Raw genomic sequence first — 19,459 nt, 5'->3', positions numbered from 1 at the left:
CCTCCCCCTTCTGCGTCCCCTTCAGAACCGTGGACACCCCGGACCCCCCTGACGGGTCAGGGGAGCAGCATGCTCCGATCCAGTGTCGCGCCGTTCTCGAGGACGGCGAAGCAGTCGACGCGCCGATCGCCGTCGGCCCACGTGCCCTCGGTCGGTGTGGCGCGGAGGAGTGTCACCTCGAGGTCCTCCGTGACGACGTCGGGGTCGATCGACTCCGAGGCCTCGGAGCACTCTTCCTCGGCCCGGGCGGCGAGTTGCTCGCGGCCCGGGAACGCGTCGTCCTCGCCGTAGCTCTCGCTGGCGAGGAGCTGGGCGTTGTGCGGTTCGGAGCAGTCGACGAGCCGGGCGTCCTCGGTGATGACGGTGAAGCCCGCGAGGCACTCGCCGGTCGCGAGCGAGGACGGGTCCACGAGGTCCTCGTCCTCCGAGCTGCCGAAGAGCGAGACCAGGAGCCAGGTGAGCAGTGCCAGCACGACGACGACGGCCGCGAGCGCGAGCAGCAGCGGGCGGGTCCGCTTCCGTTGCGTGCGGTCGCGCCTGTACTGCGCGTCGGCGCCGGGCGCTGTAGGAGTCCAGCCTGGACGCGACCCGTCGGTAGCGGTCGCGAGGCTCGTCACGCCGGCTGCGGCTCCTGCGGTGCCGGCGGCGCCATCGGTGCTCGTCGGGCCGCCACCCTCCGCACCGAGGTGATCGGTGTCGTCGAGGGCATCACGATCCGGCTGACCTCCCTCGACCGGATCCGGGCCGCCCACATGGCCGGGGTCGACGCTCGGGCTCAGGCCCGGGTACGGGCCCGGATCGCCGACCCCGGGCTCCCCTCCCTCGGGCTCGAATGCGTAGGGGCCGCCCACGGGTTCGGCGTCCGTGCTGTCGGCGACCTCGCCGGCGGGGCCGGTGTCGTCGTCGTGCGCGCCAGTGGTGTCCGCCGCGACGTCGGGGGTCTCGGCGGTGTCTGCTTCGTCGTCGTGCGCGCTCCCGGAGATCGGGGCGCGGTCATCGGCGACGCCGTCCTCGGCCATGGTGACGGGGTGTGACCCGTGCTCGGGTGACGAAGCCGGTTCGGGCGCGATGTCGGGCTCGGGTCCCGTGGGAACGTGCTCCTCGTGCTTCATGGTGAGCCGCTGTCTCCTCGTTGCTCGTGGTTCCCGATGCCGCGCGCCGGCCGCCCGCGATGTGCCCTCGACTCTATCCACATTCGGGCCGGAGCACGGGTGTGGGCCGTGCGGGGGCGGACCGACGCCTCCGGTTCACCCACTCCACCGGATCGGCTGTCCGACGGCCTTGGGCGCCGACGCTCGGATGCCGCTCCGAGCATGTAACCTATACTTACGACGAATTAACCAAATACTCCGGGGCCTCGCTGCAGCCTTGGGCCTCGTGCCCCAGTGACCACCCTCGGATCGACGCACAAAGGGGGTCACGCCATGGGGCGCGGCCGTCAAAAGGCAAAAGCTACCAAGCAGGCCAGGGACATGAAGTACTTCAGCCCAGCCACCGATTACACCGCCCTGCAGCGAGAGCTCACAGGACCGGATGGTCGAGCGTCGAATCGACGCACCGAGATACCGGAGCCGGTCGAACCGGACTACTCCGAGTACGCGGACAAGTACGGCGACGAGCTGGACGACGACGGCGAGAGCGATTCGCGCCGCACCGGCTGAGCTGCCACAGCGTCATACGAGAACCCACCAGTGAGCGCTGGTGGGTTCTTGCTTTTGCGAGACGGGCGGGCAGGTACCGGATGTCTCAAGCGGGTGAGGCCAGGAGGGACTGGAAAGCCAGCTCCGCGGCTCCGACGAGGAGCAGTTCCGACCCGAGCGCTGCACGGCGGACCTCCACGTCACCGGCGAGCGCACCGGCGTTCACGGCGTCGCTCAGCTGGTGTTCGCGTGAGCTCGCGAGAACCCCGAGGAATCCACCGAGCACGATCAGCCGCGGGTCGAAGATGTTGGTGACGTCGACGAGGGCCGCGGTCAGGAGCTCGAGCTGGCGGTCCACCTCCGCGTCCACCGCAGGATCCGGAGTGCCGGCGAGGACCTGCTCCAGCGCCTCGATCCCGCCGGCGTCGATCCCCGCTGCTCCGAGCAGCCGTTCCAGCCGTACCTCGGCGTCGAGACACCCCGACCGGCCGCAGTGGCACGGGGCACCACCGGGCCGCACGGACGTGTGGCCGAGTTCGCCGCCGTAGCCGCGGCTCCCCACGAGATGCGCGCCGCCCGTGATGACCCCGCCGCCGATACCGCTCGCGCTGCCGTTGAGGTAGAGGGCGTCGTCCACCCCGAGGGCCGCACCGAAGATGCTCTCGGCGAGCAATCCGAGGAAGGCGTCGTTCGCCACCACGACCGGCAGACCCAGGGCTTCGCTGAACGGGGTGGTGAGATCGGCGTCCTGCCAGCCGAGGTGAGGGGCCAGCAGCACGCGGCCGGTCCGGGCGGTCACCAGGCCGGGGACGGCGATCCCGACACCGATGACGCGGTCCAGGCGTGACAGGTCGGGTTCGAGTTCCTGCAGGAGCTCGCGCGCGAGCTCCACGACCTCGGCGACCGTGGGGATGCCCGGTGTCTCGCGGCGGATCCGCCGGTGCACGTGGCCGCCAAGGCCGACGAGCCCTACGGTCAGCGCGTCGATGTCGGGGTTGACGGCGACGACCGCGATGCCTGGGTTGACGCGGACGATCGGGCTGGGGCGGCCCACCCGCCCGTCGATGGCGGGTTCCACCTCCTGCACCAGGTTCTTCTCGGTGAGGGCCTGCACGAGGGACCCGACGGTGGACCGGTTGAAGCCGCTGCGTCGGGTCAGTTCTGCCCGCGAGAGGGGGCCGCTCCGGTGCACCAGCGTCAGGATCTGCGACAGGCTCTGCGCGCGGAGTCCTTCGGGCCCGTTCAGGGCGCGGGCGGCTGGCTGCACGGGTCGGCGCCTCCTTCGTCCTGCAGGAGCGCGGTGGGCACCTGGCACATCCCATCCTAGTGAGGGTGGGTGTTCCTCAGGCTCGCTGGCCGATCACGCCGTCGGGCGCGAGGGCGCCGGCGGGCGCCGCGGTGCTCTGCCTGACCACGAGGCTCGTGGCGAGGTCCAGCCGGAGGTTGTTGGGGCGCTCACCGCTGCGCAGCCGCAGGACCATGCGGGTTGCCTCCTCCGCCATCTGCAGCAGCGGCTGGTGCACCGTGGTCAGCGCAGGGCTGGACCACTGGGCGAATTGCAGGTCGTCGTACCCGACGATCGACAGTTCCTCCGGGACCCGCAGGCCGATCTGGCGGGCGGCGTCGAGCACGCCCAGCGCCTGGAGGTCGCTGCCCGCGAAGATCGCCGTGGGCGGGTTCTTCCCGCGGAGCAGCGAGAACGCGTGGTCGCGGCCGCCGTCCACGTGGAAGTTGCCGTAGCGGACGAACCCGGGCTCGATCGCCAGGGCGGCCATATTCATGGCCGACCTGTAGCCGTCGATCCTCGCGAGGGAGCACATGATGTCCTCGGGGCCGCTGATCGCGGCGATCCGCGTGTGGCCGAGGTCGATGAGGTGGCGCGTGGCCATCATGCCGCCGGACCAGTTGGCGGACCCTACCGACGGCACGTCCGGTGACGGGTCACCGGCGGGATCGATGATGACGAACGGGATGGAGCGTGATGCCAGCTTTCTCCGGTAGTGCTCCGGAAGGTCCGAGAACACCAGGACCACGCCGGCCGGCCGGCGGGCCATGACACCTTCGATCCACTCCGGCCCGGGCGCGTGGCGCGTGCCCGACTCCGTCAGTACGACGCTCATGCCGTGCTCACGCGCCACGTTCTCGACACCCCGGATGATCTCGAGGGCCCAGGCGCTCTCCAGCTCGTGGAACACGAGTTCCACGAGGTAGGAGCGCATTGCGGACATGGTGCGGCGCTGGTAGCCGTGCTCCTCCAGGAGCTCCTCGACTTTCGAACGGGTTGTCGCCGACACGTCGGAGCGGCCGTTCAACACCTTGGAGATCGTGGAGAGGGAGATACCGGCCGCTGTTGACAACTGGGCGAGGGTGACGCGCGGTTCCCCCGCCGGCAAAGACATCCCCACAGCCTATACCCGGCCTTCGGCGCGCAGGTGGAACCTTTCGACGGCTCCGGGCCCGACCCGGTGGCCGACGGCGCCGGTGAACAGCCGGCGAATCCTCGCGGCCGTGGTGGCGCGCGGTCAGGGCTGCGTGGTTGTCTGGGGGCGTGACCTCCCACGACGACACCACGCACGTGCCCGACGACGCCCATCTGCGTCAGGACGTCAACGTGCCCGAGCAGGCACTGGCTGAGAACGACGAACCGGCACTCCAGCTGGGCCCGTGCGCCTGATCCTCGTCCGTCATGGACAGACCCCGAGCAACGTGGCAGGTGCCCTCGACACGGCGGCTCCCGGAGCGCCGCTCACCGCCCTCGGCGAAGCGCAGGCCGCAGCTCTTCCCGCGGCCCTGGCAGGTGAGCCGATTGCCGGCATCTACGCCTCGGCCCTGACCCGTGCCCGGCTTACCGCAGCGCCCCTCGGTCTCGCACGGGCCCTGCCGGTACAGGTGCTTCCCGGGCTCGAGGAGATCTCGGCGGGGGAGTTGGAGATGCGTGCCGACGAGACCGCGCGGCAGGACTACGCGGCCTGCCTGATCGGCTGGATGCACGGCGATCTCCGGCGGACGCTGCCGGGCGGTGCTGACGGGCGGAGCTTCCTCGACCGCTTCGACGCAGCGGTGGGGCGCATCGCCGGATCCCACGGCGAGGACGAGATCGTCGTCGTCGTCTCCCACGGGGCGGCGATCCGCGTCGTGACTGCCGTGTGGACCGGGATGGACGGCGACCGGGCCGCCCGGCTCGACATCAGGAACACGGGCGCGGCCTTCCTCGACGGCTCGCGCGCCGCTGGGTGGCGCCTGGAACGGTGGCACCCCGAGCCGCTCGGCGGCGCCGGGCTGGCTGATCCCTCCGCCGTCGACGTCACCGGTGAGAGTGCCCGCGACGCCGCGGAGGAGACGCCGGAGAAGGACTGACGGATCATCCGCGTCGTCGGTGGTGGAACCGGCCGTGTCATGAGCCGTGACGCCCCCGGCTGTGCGAACGATCCCCGCTCATTCCCTGAGGGTGAGCCCGCCTCGCGCCCCTCCTCCTCCCTTGACACGACAGCGCGGGACAGAAAAAACGTTGCACGGGGGGCAACATAAGTCGCTTGCGCTCGGCATGCGTGATCCGTCACGGTAGTAAGCAGACTGATCATCTCCTCCGATCCGGCATCGCGAGGGGTTCGATCTTCCCTACTCATCAAGGAGCACGAGCATCATGGCAACAGAGAACACATCGGGCGCGAGCACCCCGAAGAGCCGGCGCAATGACGTCGTCGCCGCGGAGAAGGAGCAGTTCGGCGGCATCAAGTTCGGGTCGGCTTTCTTCGGCTGGCTGACGGCGATCGGGCTGACCGTCATCCTCAGTGCGCTGGCCACGGCCATCGGCGTGGGGGTCGGGGCCGCGAACTCGAGCAGCGCGACCGAGGCCGCCGACCAGGCGCAGCAGAACGCGCAGACCATCGGGATCGTGAGCGGGATCGTCCTGGCCGTGATCCTCTTCCTGGCCTACTACTGCGGCGGGTACGTCGCGGGCCGCATGGCCCGGTTCGACGGCGCCAAGCAGGGCCTGGCCGTCTGGCTCTGGGGCATCATCATCGCCATCGTCCTCGCGATCCTCGCGGCCGTGGCCGGTGACCAGTTCAACGTCCTCTCGCGCCTCAACGGTGCGCCGAGCATCCCCGTGGACGGCAGCGCCCTCACCGCGAGCGGCCTGATCGCCCTCGCCATCGCCGTCCTGATCCCGCTGATCGCGGCGATCCTCGGCGGCAAGGCCGGTATGAGCTTCCACCGCAAGGTGGACCAGGTGGGCATCAATCACCAGTCCGGCATCTGATCGGCACCTGATCGGCACCTGACCGGCGCGCCGGCCGGAACGCAGCCGGAACTCAGCCGGAACAGGAAAGGCACCGCTCCCGAGGGGCGGTGCCTTTCCTGTACGTCCGTGGTCCGGGGACGGAGGTCGGAGGCGGGGCTCAGAAGCGGACTGAGCCGACCGCCGCCCGGTACTGCTCACGGATGACCGGCCGGTGATCGACGGCGCGGCCCTCCAGGGTCTCGACGCTCCACCGCGGCCTCGCCCCGGACAGGGCCCACGCAGCCTGGACGGCTCCGCCCCGTGCCACGTACTCGCCCGGAGCCGGGATGCGCACGGGCAGGTCGAACACCTGTGCCGCGACATCCTGCACCGCAGTGTTCTGTGCCGCACCACCGATCAGCAGCAGGTGCCGCGGTGCCACGCCCGCGGCACGGACGGCGTCGAGCGCGTCGGCCAGGCCGCAGAGCATGCCCTCGATCGCCGCGCGGGCGAGGTTCTCCCGCGTGCCGGAGGCGATGCTCAGGTTGTGGATGCTGGCCTTCGCGGTCGGCAGGTTCGGTGTGCGTTCCCCCTCGAAGTAGGGCACGAGCACCACGCCGCCGGATCCCGGCTCGGCGTCGCGCGCCAGGGCGGCGAAGCCGTCGTGGTCCACGCCGAGCATCCCCGCCACGGAGGAGAGCACCCTCGCCGCATTGAGTGTCGCGACGAGGGGCAGGAAGAGGCCGCTGGCATCGGCGAAGCCCGCCACCGTCCCGGACGCGTCGGCCACGGCGTCCGCCGCGACGGCGAAGACCGTCCCGCTGGTACCGAGGGACACGACGACGTCGCCCTCCTCGGTGCCGAGCCCGAGGGCTGCGCCGGCGTTGTCGCCCATACCTGCGCCGAGGACGATCCTGCGGTCCGAGGCGAGGAAGGACGTGTGCACCGTGCCGGCCACGGCGTCCGCCGCGAGGACGCGGGGGAGGATGACCGACGCGGGGTCCGCCTCCTGTCCCGGCCCGTTCGTCCCCCTTGCCTCTCGGGCGGGACGTCCGAGCATGCGCTCGAACAGGTCGAGGTCGTAGGACCCCGTGGCGGGGTTCCAGTAGGAGGTCCCGCTCGCATCCGAGCGGTCCGTGACCAGTTCCTCGAGGACGGGCCCGAGGGGCGCGTCGCCCTCGGGGCCGAATCCGCGCAGGCGCCACGTCAGCCAGTCGTGCGGCAGTGCCACGGCCGCGATCCGCGGCACGATCTCCGGTTCGGCATCCCGTACCCACCGCACCTTCGTGCCGGTGAAGGAGGCCACCGGCGAGGAGCCGGTCCGCGCCACGAGCTCGTCGACCCCGAGTTCGGAGATGAGGTCGCGTGCGGCGCCCGAGGAACGGGTGTCGTTCCAGAGCAGGGCGTCCCGGAGCACTCGGCCGTCACGGCCCAGCAGCACCATGCCGTGCTGCTGACCCGCGATCGCGAGGGCATCGACGTCGTCCCCCAGGCCGTCCGCGGAGGAGAGTGCCGTGAGCAGCGCCTCCCACCACGCCGTCGGGTCCACCTCGGTGCCCTCCGGGTGGGAGGCGCGGGCCGCCCGCGCCTCCGCACCCGTCCGGCTGTCGAGCACGACGACCTTGCAGCTCTGCGTCGACGAGTCGACGCCGGTCACCAGCCCGGAGCCGCGCATGGGTCAGCGGGCTCCGAGCAGGTGCTCGATGAAGAGCTGCTGCAGCTTCACGAAGCCGAAACCCTTGCCGTTGAAGTAGGCATCGGCGTCGAAGTCCTCGTAGGAGGAGCGGTCGGCGCGGAGTGCCTCGTAGCCCTCGCCCTCGTTGAGCGTGGGCTGGTTGATTTCGGAGACCCGCGATGCCTCGAGGGCTGCCTGCACCTCGGGGTCCGCACGGAACGCCGCTGCGCGCTCCTTGAGCAGGAGGTAGGTCTGCATGTTCGCCGAGGCGGACTCCCACACGCCGTCCATGTCCTCGGTGCGGCTCGGCTTGTAGTCGAAGTGACGGGGGCCGTCGTAGGCGGGTCCGCCGTCGGGGCCACCGTTCTCCAGGAGGTCCACGAGCGAGAAGGCGTTCTGCAGGTCACCGTGACCGAACACGAGGTCCTGGTCGAACTTGATGCTGCGCTGGCCGTTCAGGTCGATGTGGAAGAGCTTGCCCTGGTAGAGGGCCTGCGCGATCCCGTGGGTGAAGTTCAACCCGGCCATCTGCTCGTGCCCGGTCTCGGGGTTGATGCCCACCAGCTCCGGGCGCTCGAGGGTCTCGATGAACGCCATGGCGTGGCCGAGCGTGGGGAGCAGGATGTCGCCGCGGGGTTCGTTGGGCTTGGGCTCGATCGCGAAGCGGATGTCGTAGCCCTTGTCGGTGACGTAGTCGCCGAGCAGGTTGACGGCCTCGCGGTAGCGCTCGAGGGCGCCGCGGATGTCCTTGGCGGCGTCGTACTCGCTGCCTTCACGCCCGCCCCACATCACGAAGGTCTTGGCACCGAGCTCGGCGGCGAGGTCGATGTTCTCCAGCACCTTGCGAATGGCGAAGCGGCGCACATTGCGGTCGTTGCTGGTGAAGCCGCCGTCCTTGAAGACGGGGTGGCTGAACAGGTTGGTGGTGACCATCGGGACGGTCAGGCCGGTCGACTCGAGGGCGCCCTTCAGGCGGTCGATCTCGGTCTGCCGCTCGGAGGCGGTGGCGTGGAAGGGGAAGAGGTCGTTGTCGTGGAAGGTGAGGCCGTAGGCGCCGAGGTCGCTCAGGCGGTTGACGGCCTCCACGACGTCGAGGGGCGCGCGGGTGGCGGAACCGAACTGGTCCTGGGCCTCCCAGCCCACCGTCCAGAGTCCGAAGGAGAATTTGTCATCGCGGGTGGGCTCGATCGTCATTGAGTGCTCCAGGAGTGTTGAGAAGTAATATGTTGCCGTCTCAAACATATTCGTTTTCAGAGGAGAGTCAAGAGTGACATCCGGTGTTGCGCTGCGACCGGACGCGGCCTAGGACCCCAGGGCACGGACGCTCGCCCGCACCACCAGCTTCGTGGAGAGTTCGATCCGCGGGCTCTCCACGGCGTCACCGCGCATGAGGCGCACGAGAGTGCGGGCGGCGAGCATCCCCATCTCCGAGAGCGGCTGCCGCACGGTCGTCAGGGGAGGCGAGGCCCATGACGCCTCCGGGAGGTCGTCGAAGCCGACCACGCTGAGGTCGTCCGGGATACGGAGGCCCCGCTGCCGGGCGGCTTCGTACACACCGAGGGCCATCTGATCGCTCGCCGCGAAGATGGCCGTGGGGCGGTCGTCGAGCGCGAGCAGTTCGATGCCGGCCGCGAAACCGGATGCGTAGTCGAAGTCGCCGTCGGCCACGAGCTCCGGGACGAAGGCGATACCGGCGGCATCGAGCCCGGCCCTGTACCCGTCCAGCCGTGCGCGGCTGCACCAGAGGCCTGGCCGTCCGGCGACGAAGCCGATCCGCCGATGGCTCTGCTGCAGCAGGTGCTCCGTCGCGGTCACGGCCCCCGTCCAGTTGGTGGCGCCGATGGTGGGCACGTCGAGATCGGGCACGCCCGCGGGGTCGATCACGATCACGGGGAGGTGCAGCCGCTGCAGCTCCGCGTGCAGGAAGGAGTCGAGATCGGTGGTGACGAGGATGGCGCCGTCGCTCGCCCGGTCCGCAAGGATGTCCAGCCATTTCCGCGTGGAGTCCGCACCGCCCCTCCGGTGGATGGCCGAGACCACCACCGAGAGCCCCTCGGCGTTGAGCGACTCCTCGACGCCCCGGATGATCTCGACCGCCCAGGGACTGTCGAGGTCGTTGAAGACGAGATCCACGAGGCCCGACGGAGTCGGTGCCACCGCTCCTCGACGGCGATAGCCGGAGTCGCGGAGCAGGGTCTCGACGCGCTCGCGCGTTGCGGGTGCGACGTCGGACCTGCCATTGAGGACCCTCGACACCGTCGGGATGGAGACGCCCGCCGCCGCGGCGATGGCCGAGATGGTCACGGCCGGCTGGGGCGGTGCCTGGGCCTTGTCCTGCATGCGGTCCTCCTCGGGACACGGGCGCTGCAGTCCTGCACCCCCGGGTCGAAAGATCAGCACCCTTGACGTTCCGGGTGCCGTGTCCCTAACCTACAGCAACGGTATTTCCGGAAACTTCCGGAAGTTATCGGTCGGAGTCTCGGAACTCCACGCCTCAGGTACCTCAAAGGAGAGCTCATGCAGGTTCGTTCATCCATCGCCGCTGCGGTCCTCGCGTCGGCCATGCTTCTGCCCGTCGCCGTCACGGCCCACGCCGCACCCGAACAGCCGACCCGGAAGCCCGGGGTCACCAAGGGCATCGACAAGAAGGACACCCTCCGCTGGGTGGCCCCGAAGGACCTCAGGATCGGCACGGCCGTCGCCGGCGGCGGTCACCACGAGGACCAGCCCTACCCCGACCCGTTCACCTTCGACCAGGAGTACCGCTCCCTGCTCGCGGCGGAATTCAACTCCGTGTCACCCGAGAACCAGCTGAAGTGGGAATTCGTCCACCCGGAGCAGGGCACCTACCGCTTCGCCGAGATGGACGCGATCGTCCAGTTCGCCCAGGAGAACAAGCAGGTGGTCCGCGGACACACCCTGTTCTGGCACAGCCAGAACCCCGCGTGGCTCGAGGAGGGCGATTTCACCAAGGACGAGCTGCGGGCCATCCTCAAGGACCACATCCAGACGGTCGTGGGACGGTACGCCGGCAAGATCCAGCAGTGGGACGTCGCCAATGAGATCTTCAACGACGACGGCTCGCTCCGCACCACGGACAACATCTGGATCCGCGAACTCGGCCCCGAGATCATCGCCGACGCCTTCCGGTGGACGCACGAGGCGGACCCGAAGGCGAAGCTGTTCTTCAACGACTACGGCGTGGAGAGCGTCAACGCGAAGAGCAACGCCTACCTCGAACTGATCCCCAGGCTCCAGGCCCAGGGCGTCCCGGTGGACGGCTTCGCCATCCAGGGCCATCTCAGCACCCGCTACGGCTTCCCCGGGGACCTCCAGACCAACCTGCAGCGCTTCGACGACCTCGGACTGGAGACCGCCATCACCGAGATCGACGTCCGGATGGACGTCGCGGCGGGTACCGCCCCCACGGCTGCGCAGCTCGCCACGCAGTCGAGCTACTACGACCGCGCCCTCGAGGCGTGCGTCGCGGTGGACGAGTGCAACTCCTTCACCATCTGGGGCTTCACCGACAAGTACTCGTGGGTCCCGGTGTTCTTCAGCGGCGAGGGCGAAGCCACCGTCATGCGGAACGACTTCTCGCGCAAGCCCTCCTACTACGCACTCCAGGACACCCTCGAGCAGGCAGCTCCCGGACGCGGGAACCGCTAGACCGTGACCTCGGAGAGAGCTCACGAGCGAACAACCGACAGGACAGGACGAACCATGCAACGACGACGGTGTCTGATCGCAGGTGCCACGGCCTTCGGGCTGGTGGCCGGCGCCGGCGCGCTGGCGCTGCCCGCCGCGCACGCCGTGGATCCGGCAGTACTCCTCAGCGAGGACTTCGAGGACAGCGCCTTCGGGCCGCTGGTCGCCAACGGCAACTCGACGCTCTCCGTCGTGGACGCCGACGGTGACAAGGCGCTGCTGGTCACCGGAAGGGCCAACGACTACGACGGCGTCAAGACGCCGGCCAACCTCCTGCAGGCGGGAGGGACCTACTCGTTCTCCGCCCAGGTCAAGCTCTCCGCCCCGGCGGGAACGACGACGTCGGCGCGCTTCGTCGTCGAACCGTCCTACACCTGGGTGGGCAACACCACGGTGTCCGCCGACGTGTGGACCACCATCAGCGGCACGTTCGACGCGCCGACCGGCGCAGACCCTGCCGCGTTGCGCGCCTATCTCGGCACGGCAGATCTCGGTGCGCCCTACGACTACCTCGTGGACGACGTCGTGATCACGGGCACCGCCGCAGCAGGCGACGGCGGCGCCTGGCAGCCCACCCCGGACGCCGGCTTCGTGCCGGGCGGAGCCGTCAACCCGACCGCGACGCCGCAGGCCGCCGCACGGGGCACCGGCAACGTCGTGGCGCTGACGTTCGACGACGGCCCCAATCCGGGCGAGACCGGCGCGGTCCTCGACCTCCTGAAGGAGCGGGGCGTCACCGCGACGTTCTGCGTCATCGGACAGAACATCCAGGCCGACGGCGGCGCCGAGCTCCTGCGGCGCATCGTCGCCGAGGGCCACACACTGTGCAACCACGGCACGTCCTACGCCGACATGGGCTCGTGGACCCAGGCGCAGGTGGAGACCGATCTGAAAGAGAACCTCCGGATCATCCGCGCCGCCGCCGGAGACCCCACGCTCCAGGTCCCCTACTTCCGCGCACCGAACGGCAGCTGGGGTTCCACCGGCGAGGTCGCCGCGGCGCTCGGCATGCAGCCGCTCGGTCTCGGGAACGTGATCTCGGACTGGGACGGCAACGACCTCAGCGAGGGGACGCTCACCGCGAACCTCCGCCGGGCCTTCACGCCCGGCGCGGTGGTCCTCGCCCACGACGGCGGCGGCGACCGGTCGAACACGGTCGCCGCGGTGCGCACGGTGCTCGACGAGAAGATCGCCGAGGGCTGGACGTTCGCGCTGCCGAGCGGCGGCGCGACCGGTGGGGCGACCACGCCGGTGGCCCCCGGTGTCTCCAGTGATTTCGAGGCCGGCACGGACGGCTGGACCGCCCGGGGCGACGGCGTGCAGGTCGCGGGCTCCGGTGACGCCCGGACCGGTACCGGGAGCCTGCTGGTGACCAACCGCACGCAGCCCTGGCACGGTGCAGCGCTGGACGTCACCGCAGGCCTCCCCGTGGGGCAGCCCGTGGAGATCTCGGTGTGGGCGAAGCTCGCACCGGGCCAGCAGCCCGCATCCCTCAAGGCCTCCGTGCAGCGTGACAACGGCGGCGGCAGCGGGTACGACAGCGTGGCCGGCGCGAGCGCGAGCGTCTCCGCCGACGGCTGGACCGAACTCAAGGGCACCTACACGCTCGGAGCAGCAGCCGACAAGGTGCAGGTCTACGTCGAGGGACCGGTGGGCGTGGACTTCCTCCTGGACGACTTCAGCCTGGCGGCGGACGTCGAGACGCCCATCCAGGCGGACGTGCCGGGGCTCAAGGACGTCCTCGGGGCGGACGGGATCGAGCACGTCGGCGTGGCCATCGACTCCCGCGAGACCGTGGGAGAGGCGGCGGAGCTCATCCGCAAGCACTACAACGCCATCACCCCGGAGAACGCGGGCAAGCCCGAGAGCGTGCAGCCGGTCGAGGGACAGTTCACCTTCACCCAGCTGGACCAGCTCCTGGACTTCGCCGATGCGAACGGCATCGAGGTGTACGGGCACGTGCTGGCATGGCACTCGCAGACCCCGGCGTGGTTTTTCAAGGACGGCGCCCGTGACCTCACGAACAGTCCCGCGGACCAGGCCCTGCTGAAAGCCCGCATGGACGCGCACATCAAGGGCATCGCGGACCACATCGACGCCCGCTACCCGGACGGCGACAGCCCCATCTGGGCCTGGGACGTGGTCAACGAGGTCGTCGCGGACGGCGACACCGCCAACCCGCACGACATGCGTGACAGCCGTTGGTTCCAGGTGCTCGGCGAGGGTTTCGTGGACGAGGCGTTCCGTCTGGCGGACCGCTACTTCCCCGACGCCGCCCTGTTCATCAACGACTACAACACGGAGATGCCGGAGAAGCGGGCGGACTACCTCTCGCTCATCAGCGCGCTCGAGGGACGGGACGTGCCGATCGACGGCGTGGGCCACCAGGCCCACGTGGACGTCGCCCGGCCGGTCGAGTGGCTCGAGGATTCCATCGTGGCGGTGGAGCGGCTCAACCCGCAGCTGCTCCAGGCCATCACCGAGCTGGATGTCAACGCCTCGACCGAGAACCAGGGTGCCGACGTCAGCGGTGCACCCGTGGACCCGTACAGCCCGGCCTTCGAGAACGACGCCGACGCAGCAGCCGAAGTGGGCTACTACTACCGGGACCTGTTCTCGATGCTCCGTGAGAACAACGAGTCCGTGGACTCGGTGACCATCTGGGGCATCAGCAACGCCCGCACCTGGCTCCGTACCTGGCCGATGGCACGTCCCTGGGAGCAGCCGCTCCCCTTCGACGACGAGCTGCAGGTCACCCCCGCGTACTGGGGCATCGTCGATCCGTCCAGGCTTCCTGCCCGGCCGGCCGACGTGCTGCCGCCGCGGATCGCCGACACGTCGGACATCCAGGCGGTGTCGAACGGCGCGAGCGGAGTGAAGGTCGCCTATGACCTGCCCTCGGCGATCGACACCCTCGACGGCGCTGTACCGCTGAACTGCGCTCCGGCGTCGGGCTCGCGCTTCGTCATCGGTACCACCACCGTCACTTGCACCACGACGGACAAGGCCGGGAACGAGAGGACCAGCTCGTTCGACGTCGTGGTCACCCGCAAGCAAACCGGTAAGCGCTGACCGGCCGGCCCTTCCACGACGAAGCCCCTGACCTCCTCGAGAGGTCAGGGGCTTCGTCGTCCGGGGGAGTCGCGCGGGTCAGGAGGCGTAGGCGCCCAGCAACCGCACGGACCCGCCGTCCACTCCCTTGGCGCCCTGCACGTAGTCCGGCCCGTCGGTGCTGCCCGTCCCCGCGGCGGCCACGGAGCCCATGACCCAGGACGGCACGCCTGCGTCGTTCAGTCGCGCGAGAGCGGCGTCGGCACCCGCGGCCCCGACGACGGCGACCATGCCGACACCGAGGTTGAGCGTGCGCTCGAGGTCCGGCAGCGGCACGTCGCCGAGCTGCGAGACCAGCGTGAAGATGGGCGGGAGGCCCCAGGTGGAGCGGTCCACGGTGGCTTCGAGGCCGCGCGGCAGCACGCGCGCCAGGTTCGCGGCGAGCCCGCCGCCGGTGACGTGACTGAACGCGTGCACCTGGGCGGCGTCGTCGCGCGCGAGTGCCAGGCAGTCGGCGGCGTAGACCCGCGTGGGTTCGAGGAGCTCCTCACCCAGCGTGCGGCCGAGCTCCGAGACCTGGCGGTCCAGCGCCCACCCCGCCTGGTTGATCACGCGGCGCACCAACGAGTACCCGTTGGAGTGGAGCCCGGAGGACGCCATGCCGATGACGACGTCGCCCGCCCGCACGCGCTCCGGGCCGAGCACCCGGTCCGCCTCGACCACGCCGGTCGCGGCGCCCGCGACGTCGTACTCGTGCTCACCCAGCAGGCCTGGGTGCTCCGCGGTCTCGCCGCCCACGAGCGCGGTGCCCGCCACGCGGCACCCGGCCGCGATGCCGCGGACGATGTCCGCGATGCGCTCCGGGACCACCTTCCCGCAGGCGATGTAATCCGTCATGAACAGCGGTTCGGCGCCGACCACCACGATGTCGTCCACCACCATCCCTACGAGGTCGAACCCGATGGTGTCGTGGATGTCCATGGCCTGCGCGATCGCGACCTTCGTGCCGACGCCGTCGGTCGAGGTGGCCAGCAACGGCCGCGTGTAGGTCAGGAGCCGGGACACGTCGAAGAGGCCGGCGAAGCCGCCCACCCCGCCGATGACCTGATCACCGTGGGTCGCGCGGACGGCGTCCTTCATGAGTTCGACGGCGCGGTCTCCCGCCTCCACATCGACCCCGGCGCTCGCGTACGTGATGGGTCCGGACACGCTCATACCCGCTCTTTCTTGTCCTCGTCGGTCAGCACGGCCTCGAACTCGGCGTCGGGGCCCGGGTCGCAGCCGGTGGCACCGACCTTGTCGGCCGGGTCCAGACGCTCCAGCAGGTTCTTGCCCAGGCGGTCGGCCTCGGGGAGCTCGATGGGGTACGTGCCGGTGAAGCACGCGGTGCACAGGCTCTCGCGGGGCTGCAGCGTGGCGTCGATCATGCCGTCCTCGGAGATGTACGCGAGGCTGTCCGCGCCGATGGACTGGGCGATCTCCTGCACGGCCGCGCCGTTGGCGATGAGCTCGGCGCGCGAGGCGAAATCGATGCCGTAGAAACACGGCCAGCGCACGGGCGGTGAGGAGATCTTCACGTGCACCTCGGCGGCGCCCGCCTCCCGCAGCATCCGCACGACGGCGCGCTGCGTGTTTCCGCGGACGATCGAGTCGTCGACGACGATGATGCGCTTGCCGCGGATCACGGACTCGAGCGCGTTGAGCTTGAGCCTGATCCCGAGCTGGCGGAGGGTCTGGCTGGGCTGGATGAACGTGCGCCCCACGTAGGCGTTCTTCACGAACCCGTGGGCGAAGGGGATGCCGGACTCCTCCGCGAACCCGACGGCCGCGGGGGTCCCGGATTCCGGCACGGGGATCACGATGTCACCCGGGGCCGAGTTCTCCCGCGCCAGCTGCCGGCCCATCTCCACACGGGACTCGTACACCGAGCGGCCGGCGATCGAGGCGTCCGGCCGAGCCAGGTACACGTACTCGAAGACGCAGCCCGCCGCCGTCGGGGTGGCGAAGCGGCTGCTGCGCACGCCGTCCTCGTCGATGGCGATGAACTCGCCGGGCTCGATCTCGCGGATGAAGCTCGCGCCCACCGTGGCGAGGGCGGCCTGCTCGGAGGCGACCACCCAGCCGCGCTCGAGGCGCCCGAGCACGAGGGGGCGGACGCCGTAGGCGTCGCGCGCGGCGTACAGCGTGCCCTCGTCCATGAAGACGAAGCAGAAGGCACCGCGGATGCTCGGCAGCAGTTCCATGGCGGTCTGCTCGAGGGAGCGGTCGTCGTCGCCCGCCAGCAGGGCCGTCACGAGCGCGGTGTCCGTGGTGTTGCCCTGCGCGAGCTCACCGGCGCGGGGCTTCCCGCGATCGAGCACCATGCGGTGGAGCTCGGCCGAGTTGGTGAGGTTGCCGTTGTGCGCCAGGGCCACGGTGCCCGCGGCGGTGGCACCGAGGGTGGGCTGCGCATTGGCCCAGTGCGAGGAGCCGGTGGTGGAGTAGCGGCAGTGCCCGACGGCGATGTGCCCCGTCAGCGTGTTGAGGGTCGACTCGTCGAAGACCTGCGAGACGAGCCCCATGTCCTTGTAGACGTTGATCCTGCGGCCGTCACTCGTCGCGATGCCCGCGGATTCCTGCCCCCGGTGCTGCAGGGCGTAGAGGCCGTAGTACGTGAGTTTGGCGACCTCCTCGCCGGGCGCCCACACCCCGAAGACGCCGCATGCGTCCTGAGGGCCTTTTTCGCCGGGGAGAAGATCATGGGAAAGTTGTCCGTCGCCGCGCACCATGGGCCCATTCTCTCACGCGGCGCAATGGCCGGGATCGGGGCCGGTGCCCGTCAGTCGTCGTCGAACGTGCGCTCGGCGCGTGCCCGCTCGGCGCGCTTGAGGCTCCTGCGATCGAAGATCAGCACCAGCAGGGCCGCGAGCAGCAGACCGGGGATGGCAAGTGCCACCGTGAAGAACCCGAGGACCGACTCGCGCGTCAGCGTGGGGTCCTCGGGGCCGGTGTAGGCGACCACGAGGGCGGCGGTGAAGCCGAGGATCGCGCCGATCATCATGAAGGGCACGAACTTCGGAGCACGCCGCACGGTGACGTCGCGGTACGCCGGAGCGTCCTCCCGCCGGGGTTCGGCGTCATCACCCACGCCGGGCTCGGTGCCGGCTGCTCGGGCCACCGGCTGCACGTGCGCGCTCGGATCCGCGGCGCTTGCCTCGCGGTCCGAGCGGAGGTCCTCGGCCTCGCCCGGGACGTCCTCGCGGTCCGCCGGGGCCGGTCGGCCGTCCGCTGGGACCGCGCCCCGCGGGTCGAGGCGACCGTCCGCATCGGCGGGCAGGGGCGTCTCGTTCTGCGCAGGCTGGTCGGGGGTCATGCTTTAAGGCTACCGGGCTTCATCGCTGCCGCTGCACCAGCTGGTAGCCCGCCTCGTCGAACACCAGGGCGTAACCGGTGCCGGGATAGCGCTCCTCGGCGTGCCGCTCGGCGTCGCTCGGGCGCACCGCACCCCAGCTCCAGTCCTCGGCGTCCACCACGAGGTAGTCCGGTGCCGGGTTCGCGTTGCCGAGCCAGTACACCCGGGTGTCCGGCACGAGGTAGGCCATGAGCACCACGCCGCTCTCCACCGAGGCGTCCTCGGGTACGAGGTCCATCATGCGGTGCGCGGCATCCCAGCGCTCGGACACCCGGTACGTCTCCGGCTCGGCGAGCACGGCGAACTTCTGCGCGGGCAGCAGGACCAGGCACGCCACGACGGCGGTGGGCACACCGAGGAGCGCCGCGGCCCTGACCCACTCCCGGCGGCTCCGCCGCAGGCGGTGCACCCCGTCCACGAGCCCGAGGAACAGCACGGGCATGAGCACGGCGCTGTAGTGCCACTCGGGCCCCCAGTACCCCTCCTGACCCGAAGCGAAGCGCCACAGCAGTGTGGGCACGAGGACCAGTGCGAGGGACGAGCGGAGGAACAGCACGCCTCCCGCGAGCAGCAGGAGCAGGAGGGTCTCGTGCTTGGCGGCCCCGGAGACGAGGTCGACGACGGCGCCCGCGGGGTCCGCGAGCATCGCGCCGACGTCGATGCGGTCCGAGTAGTCGTACTCCCCGCCCGAATTGAGCGCGGGCAGGATGACCCGGACGGAGAGGATCAGCCAGAGGGCGCCCCACGCCGCGAGCCACAGGCCCGCGACCGTCCGCAGCCGCCAGGCGAGCACGACGCCGAGGGCCATCACCGTGAGCCCGAGATCCTCCTTGACGAACACGAGCAGCCCGCCCCAGACGACCGCCTGGCCCACACGCCGGCGGAGCACCGCCTCGAGGGCGAGGGCGAGCAGGGGCACCGCGAACGCGATCTCGTGGAACTGGGCGGCGACGGCCGACTGCAGCCCCCACGAGAGGGCGTACGCGCCACCCACCGCGGTCCCTGCGAGCGTGCCGATCATCCGGATGCCGGTGCGCGCCACCACCACCACGGAGAAGGCGAACAGCAGGTTCTGCACGATCAGGAGCGTGAGGCCCGACGGCGCCACCGCGTAGGCAGGTGCCAGCAGCACGAGGAGCGGGTGGAAGTGATCGCCCAGCAGGTTGAAGCCCTCACCCTTGATGGGCACGATCGGGGCGCCCGGCTCCACGTAGGCCTTGGCGAGCTGCGTGAAGATGCCGAGGTCCCACGAGGGGGATTCCAGCCGGATCCACTGCGTCACGGAGAAGACGGTGAAGAGGACGAACGCCGCGAGTCCCGTGGACCACGCCCAGGGTGACTCGTTGCGGACCGCGGACGAGGTGCGGTTCCTCAGCAGCGTGAGGCCCTCGCTCATGTGTGCCGGCCGAACAGGGGAAGCAGGGCGCCGAGGTCTGCGCGCGAGCCGGAGGCCGCCACCCTGCCCGCCGCAACCGCGTCCGCCCAGGTGAGCGAGCCGGTGACGAGGCCCAGCCAGGTGGTGGCGTCGGTCTCGACGACGTTCGGCGGGGTCCCGCGGGTGTGGCGCGGTCCCTCGACGCACTGCGTCACGCCGAACGGTGGCACGCGGACCTCCACGCTGTTGCCGGGGCAGACCTCTGCCAGCTCCTCGAGGGTGAACCGCACGGCGGTCGCGAGGACGGGCCGCGGGGCGGTGCCGGCCGCCACGTCCTGCAGCGCGCGGTGCCCGTCCTCGGGCGAGATGCGTCGTCGTGCCATGCCCGTCGCGGTCC

The 19,459-nt window shown here is 70.5% G+C and carries 17 protein-coding genes; 6 read left to right on the top strand and 11 right to left on the bottom strand.

The genetic code is table 11. The features are described 5' to 3' along the window. Positions 1-56 precede the first annotated feature (56 nt). Complete coding sequence (locus tag AC4D16_RS07280) at positions 57-1,112, bottom strand: septum formation family protein (protein WP_490954442.1); 1,056 nt, start codon at positions 1,110-1,112, stop codon at positions 57-59. A 312-nt stretch (positions 1,113-1,424) separates the two neighbouring features. Between AC4D16_RS07280 and AC4D16_RS07275 the strand changes: the two genes are divergently transcribed. Further along, on the top strand, positions 1,425-1,661 hold the full coding sequence (locus AC4D16_RS07275; protein ID WP_490948054.1) for a DUF3073 domain-containing protein: 237 nt from the start codon (positions 1,425-1,427) through the stop codon (positions 1,659-1,661). A gap of 85 nt (positions 1,662-1,746) precedes the next feature. On the opposite strand, the gene AC4D16_RS07270 is transcribed toward AC4D16_RS07275, so the two are convergent. Beyond that, complete coding sequence (locus AC4D16_RS07270; protein WP_490954441.1) at positions 1,747-2,907, bottom strand: ROK family transcriptional regulator; 1,161 nt, start codon at positions 2,905-2,907, stop codon at positions 1,747-1,749. A 76-nt stretch (positions 2,908-2,983) separates the two neighbouring features. Further along, positions 2,984-4,039: a LacI family DNA-binding transcriptional regulator gene (locus AC4D16_RS07265; protein ID WP_490948056.1), complete on the bottom strand. Its 1,056-nt coding sequence runs from the start codon at positions 4,037-4,039 to the stop codon at positions 2,984-2,986. Positions 4,040-4,188: 149 nt separating this feature from the next. Between AC4D16_RS07265 and AC4D16_RS07260 the strand changes: the two genes are divergently transcribed. From AC4D16_RS07260 to AC4D16_RS07250, 3 genes are all read left to right on the top strand, one after another. Then, complete coding sequence (locus AC4D16_RS07260) at positions 4,189-4,314, top strand: hypothetical protein (protein ID WP_490948057.1); 126 nt, start codon at positions 4,189-4,191, stop codon at positions 4,312-4,314. Next, positions 4,305-4,997 carry a histidine phosphatase family protein gene (locus AC4D16_RS07255; RefSeq protein WP_490954440.1) on the top strand — a complete coding sequence of 231 codons (693 nt, stop codon included), beginning with the start codon at positions 4,305-4,307 and terminating at the stop codon, positions 4,995-4,997. The genes AC4D16_RS07260 and AC4D16_RS07255 overlap by 10 nt, the downstream gene beginning before the upstream one ends. 286 nt (positions 4,998-5,283) lie before the next feature. After that, positions 5,284-5,901: a hypothetical protein gene (locus tag AC4D16_RS07250; RefSeq protein WP_490948059.1), complete on the top strand. Its 618-nt coding sequence runs from the start codon at positions 5,284-5,286 to the stop codon at positions 5,899-5,901. A gap of 139 nt (positions 5,902-6,040) precedes the next feature. On the opposite strand, the gene AC4D16_RS07245 is transcribed toward AC4D16_RS07250, so the two are convergent. From AC4D16_RS07245 to AC4D16_RS07235, 3 genes are all read right to left on the bottom strand, one after another. Continuing rightward, entirely contained in the window at positions 6,041-7,537 is a 1,497-nt protein-coding gene (locus AC4D16_RS07245) for a xylulokinase (RefSeq protein WP_490954439.1), read from the bottom strand. Between the two features lie 3 nt (positions 7,538-7,540). Further along, positions 7,541-8,731: a xylose isomerase gene (xylA, locus tag AC4D16_RS07240; RefSeq protein ID WP_490954438.1), complete on the bottom strand. Its 1,191-nt coding sequence runs from the start codon at positions 8,729-8,731 to the stop codon at positions 7,541-7,543. A gap of 108 nt (positions 8,732-8,839) precedes the next feature. Continuing rightward, positions 8,840-9,877 (bottom strand): LacI family DNA-binding transcriptional regulator, encoded by a 1,038-nt coding sequence (locus AC4D16_RS07235; RefSeq protein ID WP_490948062.1) that lies wholly within the window; start codon positions 9,875-9,877, stop codon positions 8,840-8,842. Between the two features lie 177 nt (positions 9,878-10,054). On the opposite strand from AC4D16_RS07235, the gene AC4D16_RS07230 reads away from it, so the two are divergent. After that, positions 10,055-11,206, top strand: coding sequence for an endo-1,4-beta-xylanase (locus tag AC4D16_RS07230; RefSeq protein WP_490948063.1), 1,152 nt, complete (start codon positions 10,055-10,057; stop codon positions 11,204-11,206). A 54-nt stretch (positions 11,207-11,260) separates the two neighbouring features. Further along, positions 11,261-14,317 (top strand): endo-1,4-beta-xylanase, encoded by a 3,057-nt coding sequence (locus tag AC4D16_RS07225; RefSeq protein ID WP_490954437.1) that lies wholly within the window; start codon positions 11,261-11,263, stop codon positions 14,315-14,317. Positions 14,318-14,395: 78 nt separating this feature from the next. Here the strand turns inward: AC4D16_RS07225 and purM are convergent, their stop codons facing one another. From purM to AC4D16_RS07200, 5 genes are read right to left on the bottom strand one after another with little or no spacing between them, the layout of a single operon-like run. Continuing rightward, complete coding sequence (gene purM / locus AC4D16_RS07220; RefSeq protein WP_490948065.1) at positions 14,396-15,511, bottom strand: phosphoribosylformylglycinamidine cyclo-ligase; 1,116 nt, start codon at positions 15,509-15,511, stop codon at positions 14,396-14,398. After that, the gene (purF, locus tag AC4D16_RS07215; protein WP_490948066.1) at positions 15,508-17,064 is read right to left on the bottom strand and encodes an amidophosphoribosyltransferase; all 1,557 of its coding nucleotides are present in this window, start codon (positions 17,062-17,064) and stop codon (positions 15,508-15,510) included. Before purF ends, purM begins: the two co-directional genes overlap by 4 nt. Before the next feature lie 50 nt (positions 17,065-17,114). Continuing rightward, a complete protein-coding gene (locus AC4D16_RS07210) occupies positions 17,115-17,648 on the bottom strand; it encodes a hypothetical protein (protein ID WP_490954436.1) in 534 nt (177 codons plus the stop codon). Between the two features lie 19 nt (positions 17,649-17,667). Continuing rightward, entirely contained in the window at positions 17,668-19,083 is a 1,416-nt protein-coding gene (locus AC4D16_RS07205) for a DUF2079 domain-containing protein (RefSeq protein ID WP_490954435.1), read from the bottom strand. Next, positions 19,080-19,445, bottom strand: coding sequence for a sterol carrier family protein (locus AC4D16_RS07200; protein ID WP_490954434.1), 366 nt, complete (start codon positions 19,443-19,445; stop codon positions 19,080-19,082). The genes AC4D16_RS07205 and AC4D16_RS07200 overlap by 4 nt, the downstream gene beginning before the upstream one ends. Between the last annotated feature and the right edge of the window lie 14 nt (positions 19,446-19,459).

Source organism: Arthrobacter sp. TJ-236, from assembly GCF_058269235.1.
Note: the sequence above shows the minus strand (reverse complement) of the source record. Positions and strands in the feature narration are given on the sequence as shown.

What these genes read in the sequence shown, in the direction of transcription:
- AC4D16_RS07280 (WP_490954442.1), bottom strand. Translation starts at nt 1,112, where the DNA reads ATGAAGCACGAGGAGCACGTTCCCACGGGACCCGAGCCCGACATCGCG.
- AC4D16_RS07200 (WP_490954434.1), bottom strand. Translation starts at nt 19,445, where the DNA reads ATGGCACGACGACGCATCTCGCCCGAGGACGGGCACCGCGCGCTGCAG.
- AC4D16_RS07205 (WP_490954435.1), bottom strand. Translation starts at nt 19,083, where the DNA reads ATGAGCGAGGGCCTCACGCTGCTGAGGAACCGCACCTCGTCCGCGGTC.
- AC4D16_RS07265 (WP_490948056.1), bottom strand. Translation starts at nt 4,039, where the DNA reads ATGTCTTTGCCGGCGGGGGAACCGCGCGTCACCCTCGCCCAGTTGTCA.
- AC4D16_RS07230 (WP_490948063.1), top strand. Translation starts at nt 10,055, where the DNA reads ATGCAGGTTCGTTCATCCATCGCCGCTGCGGTCCTCGCGTCGGCCATG.
- purF (WP_490948066.1), bottom strand. Translation starts at nt 17,064, where the DNA reads ATGGTGCGCGGCGACGGACAACTTTCCCATGATCTTCTCCCCGGCGAA.
- AC4D16_RS07245 (WP_490954439.1), bottom strand. Translation starts at nt 7,537, where the DNA reads ATGCGCGGCTCCGGGCTGGTGACCGGCGTCGACTCGTCGACGCAGAGC.
- AC4D16_RS07275 (WP_490948054.1), top strand. Translation starts at nt 1,425, where the DNA reads ATGGGGCGCGGCCGTCAAAAGGCAAAAGCTACCAAGCAGGCCAGGGAC.
- xylA (WP_490954438.1), bottom strand. Translation starts at nt 8,731, where the DNA reads ATGACGATCGAGCCCACCCGCGATGACAAATTCTCCTTCGGACTCTGG.
- AC4D16_RS07235 (WP_490948062.1), bottom strand. Translation starts at nt 9,877, where the DNA reads ATGCAGGACAAGGCCCAGGCACCGCCCCAGCCGGCCGTGACCATCTCG.
- purM (WP_490948065.1), bottom strand. Translation starts at nt 15,511, where the DNA reads ATGAGCGTGTCCGGACCCATCACGTACGCGAGCGCCGGGGTCGATGTG.
- AC4D16_RS07250 (WP_490948059.1), top strand. Translation starts at nt 5,284, where the DNA reads ATGGCAACAGAGAACACATCGGGCGCGAGCACCCCGAAGAGCCGGCGC.
- AC4D16_RS07225 (WP_490954437.1), top strand. Translation starts at nt 11,261, where the DNA reads ATGCAACGACGACGGTGTCTGATCGCAGGTGCCACGGCCTTCGGGCTG.
- AC4D16_RS07210 (WP_490954436.1), bottom strand. Translation starts at nt 17,648, where the DNA reads ATGACCCCCGACCAGCCTGCGCAGAACGAGACGCCCCTGCCCGCCGAT.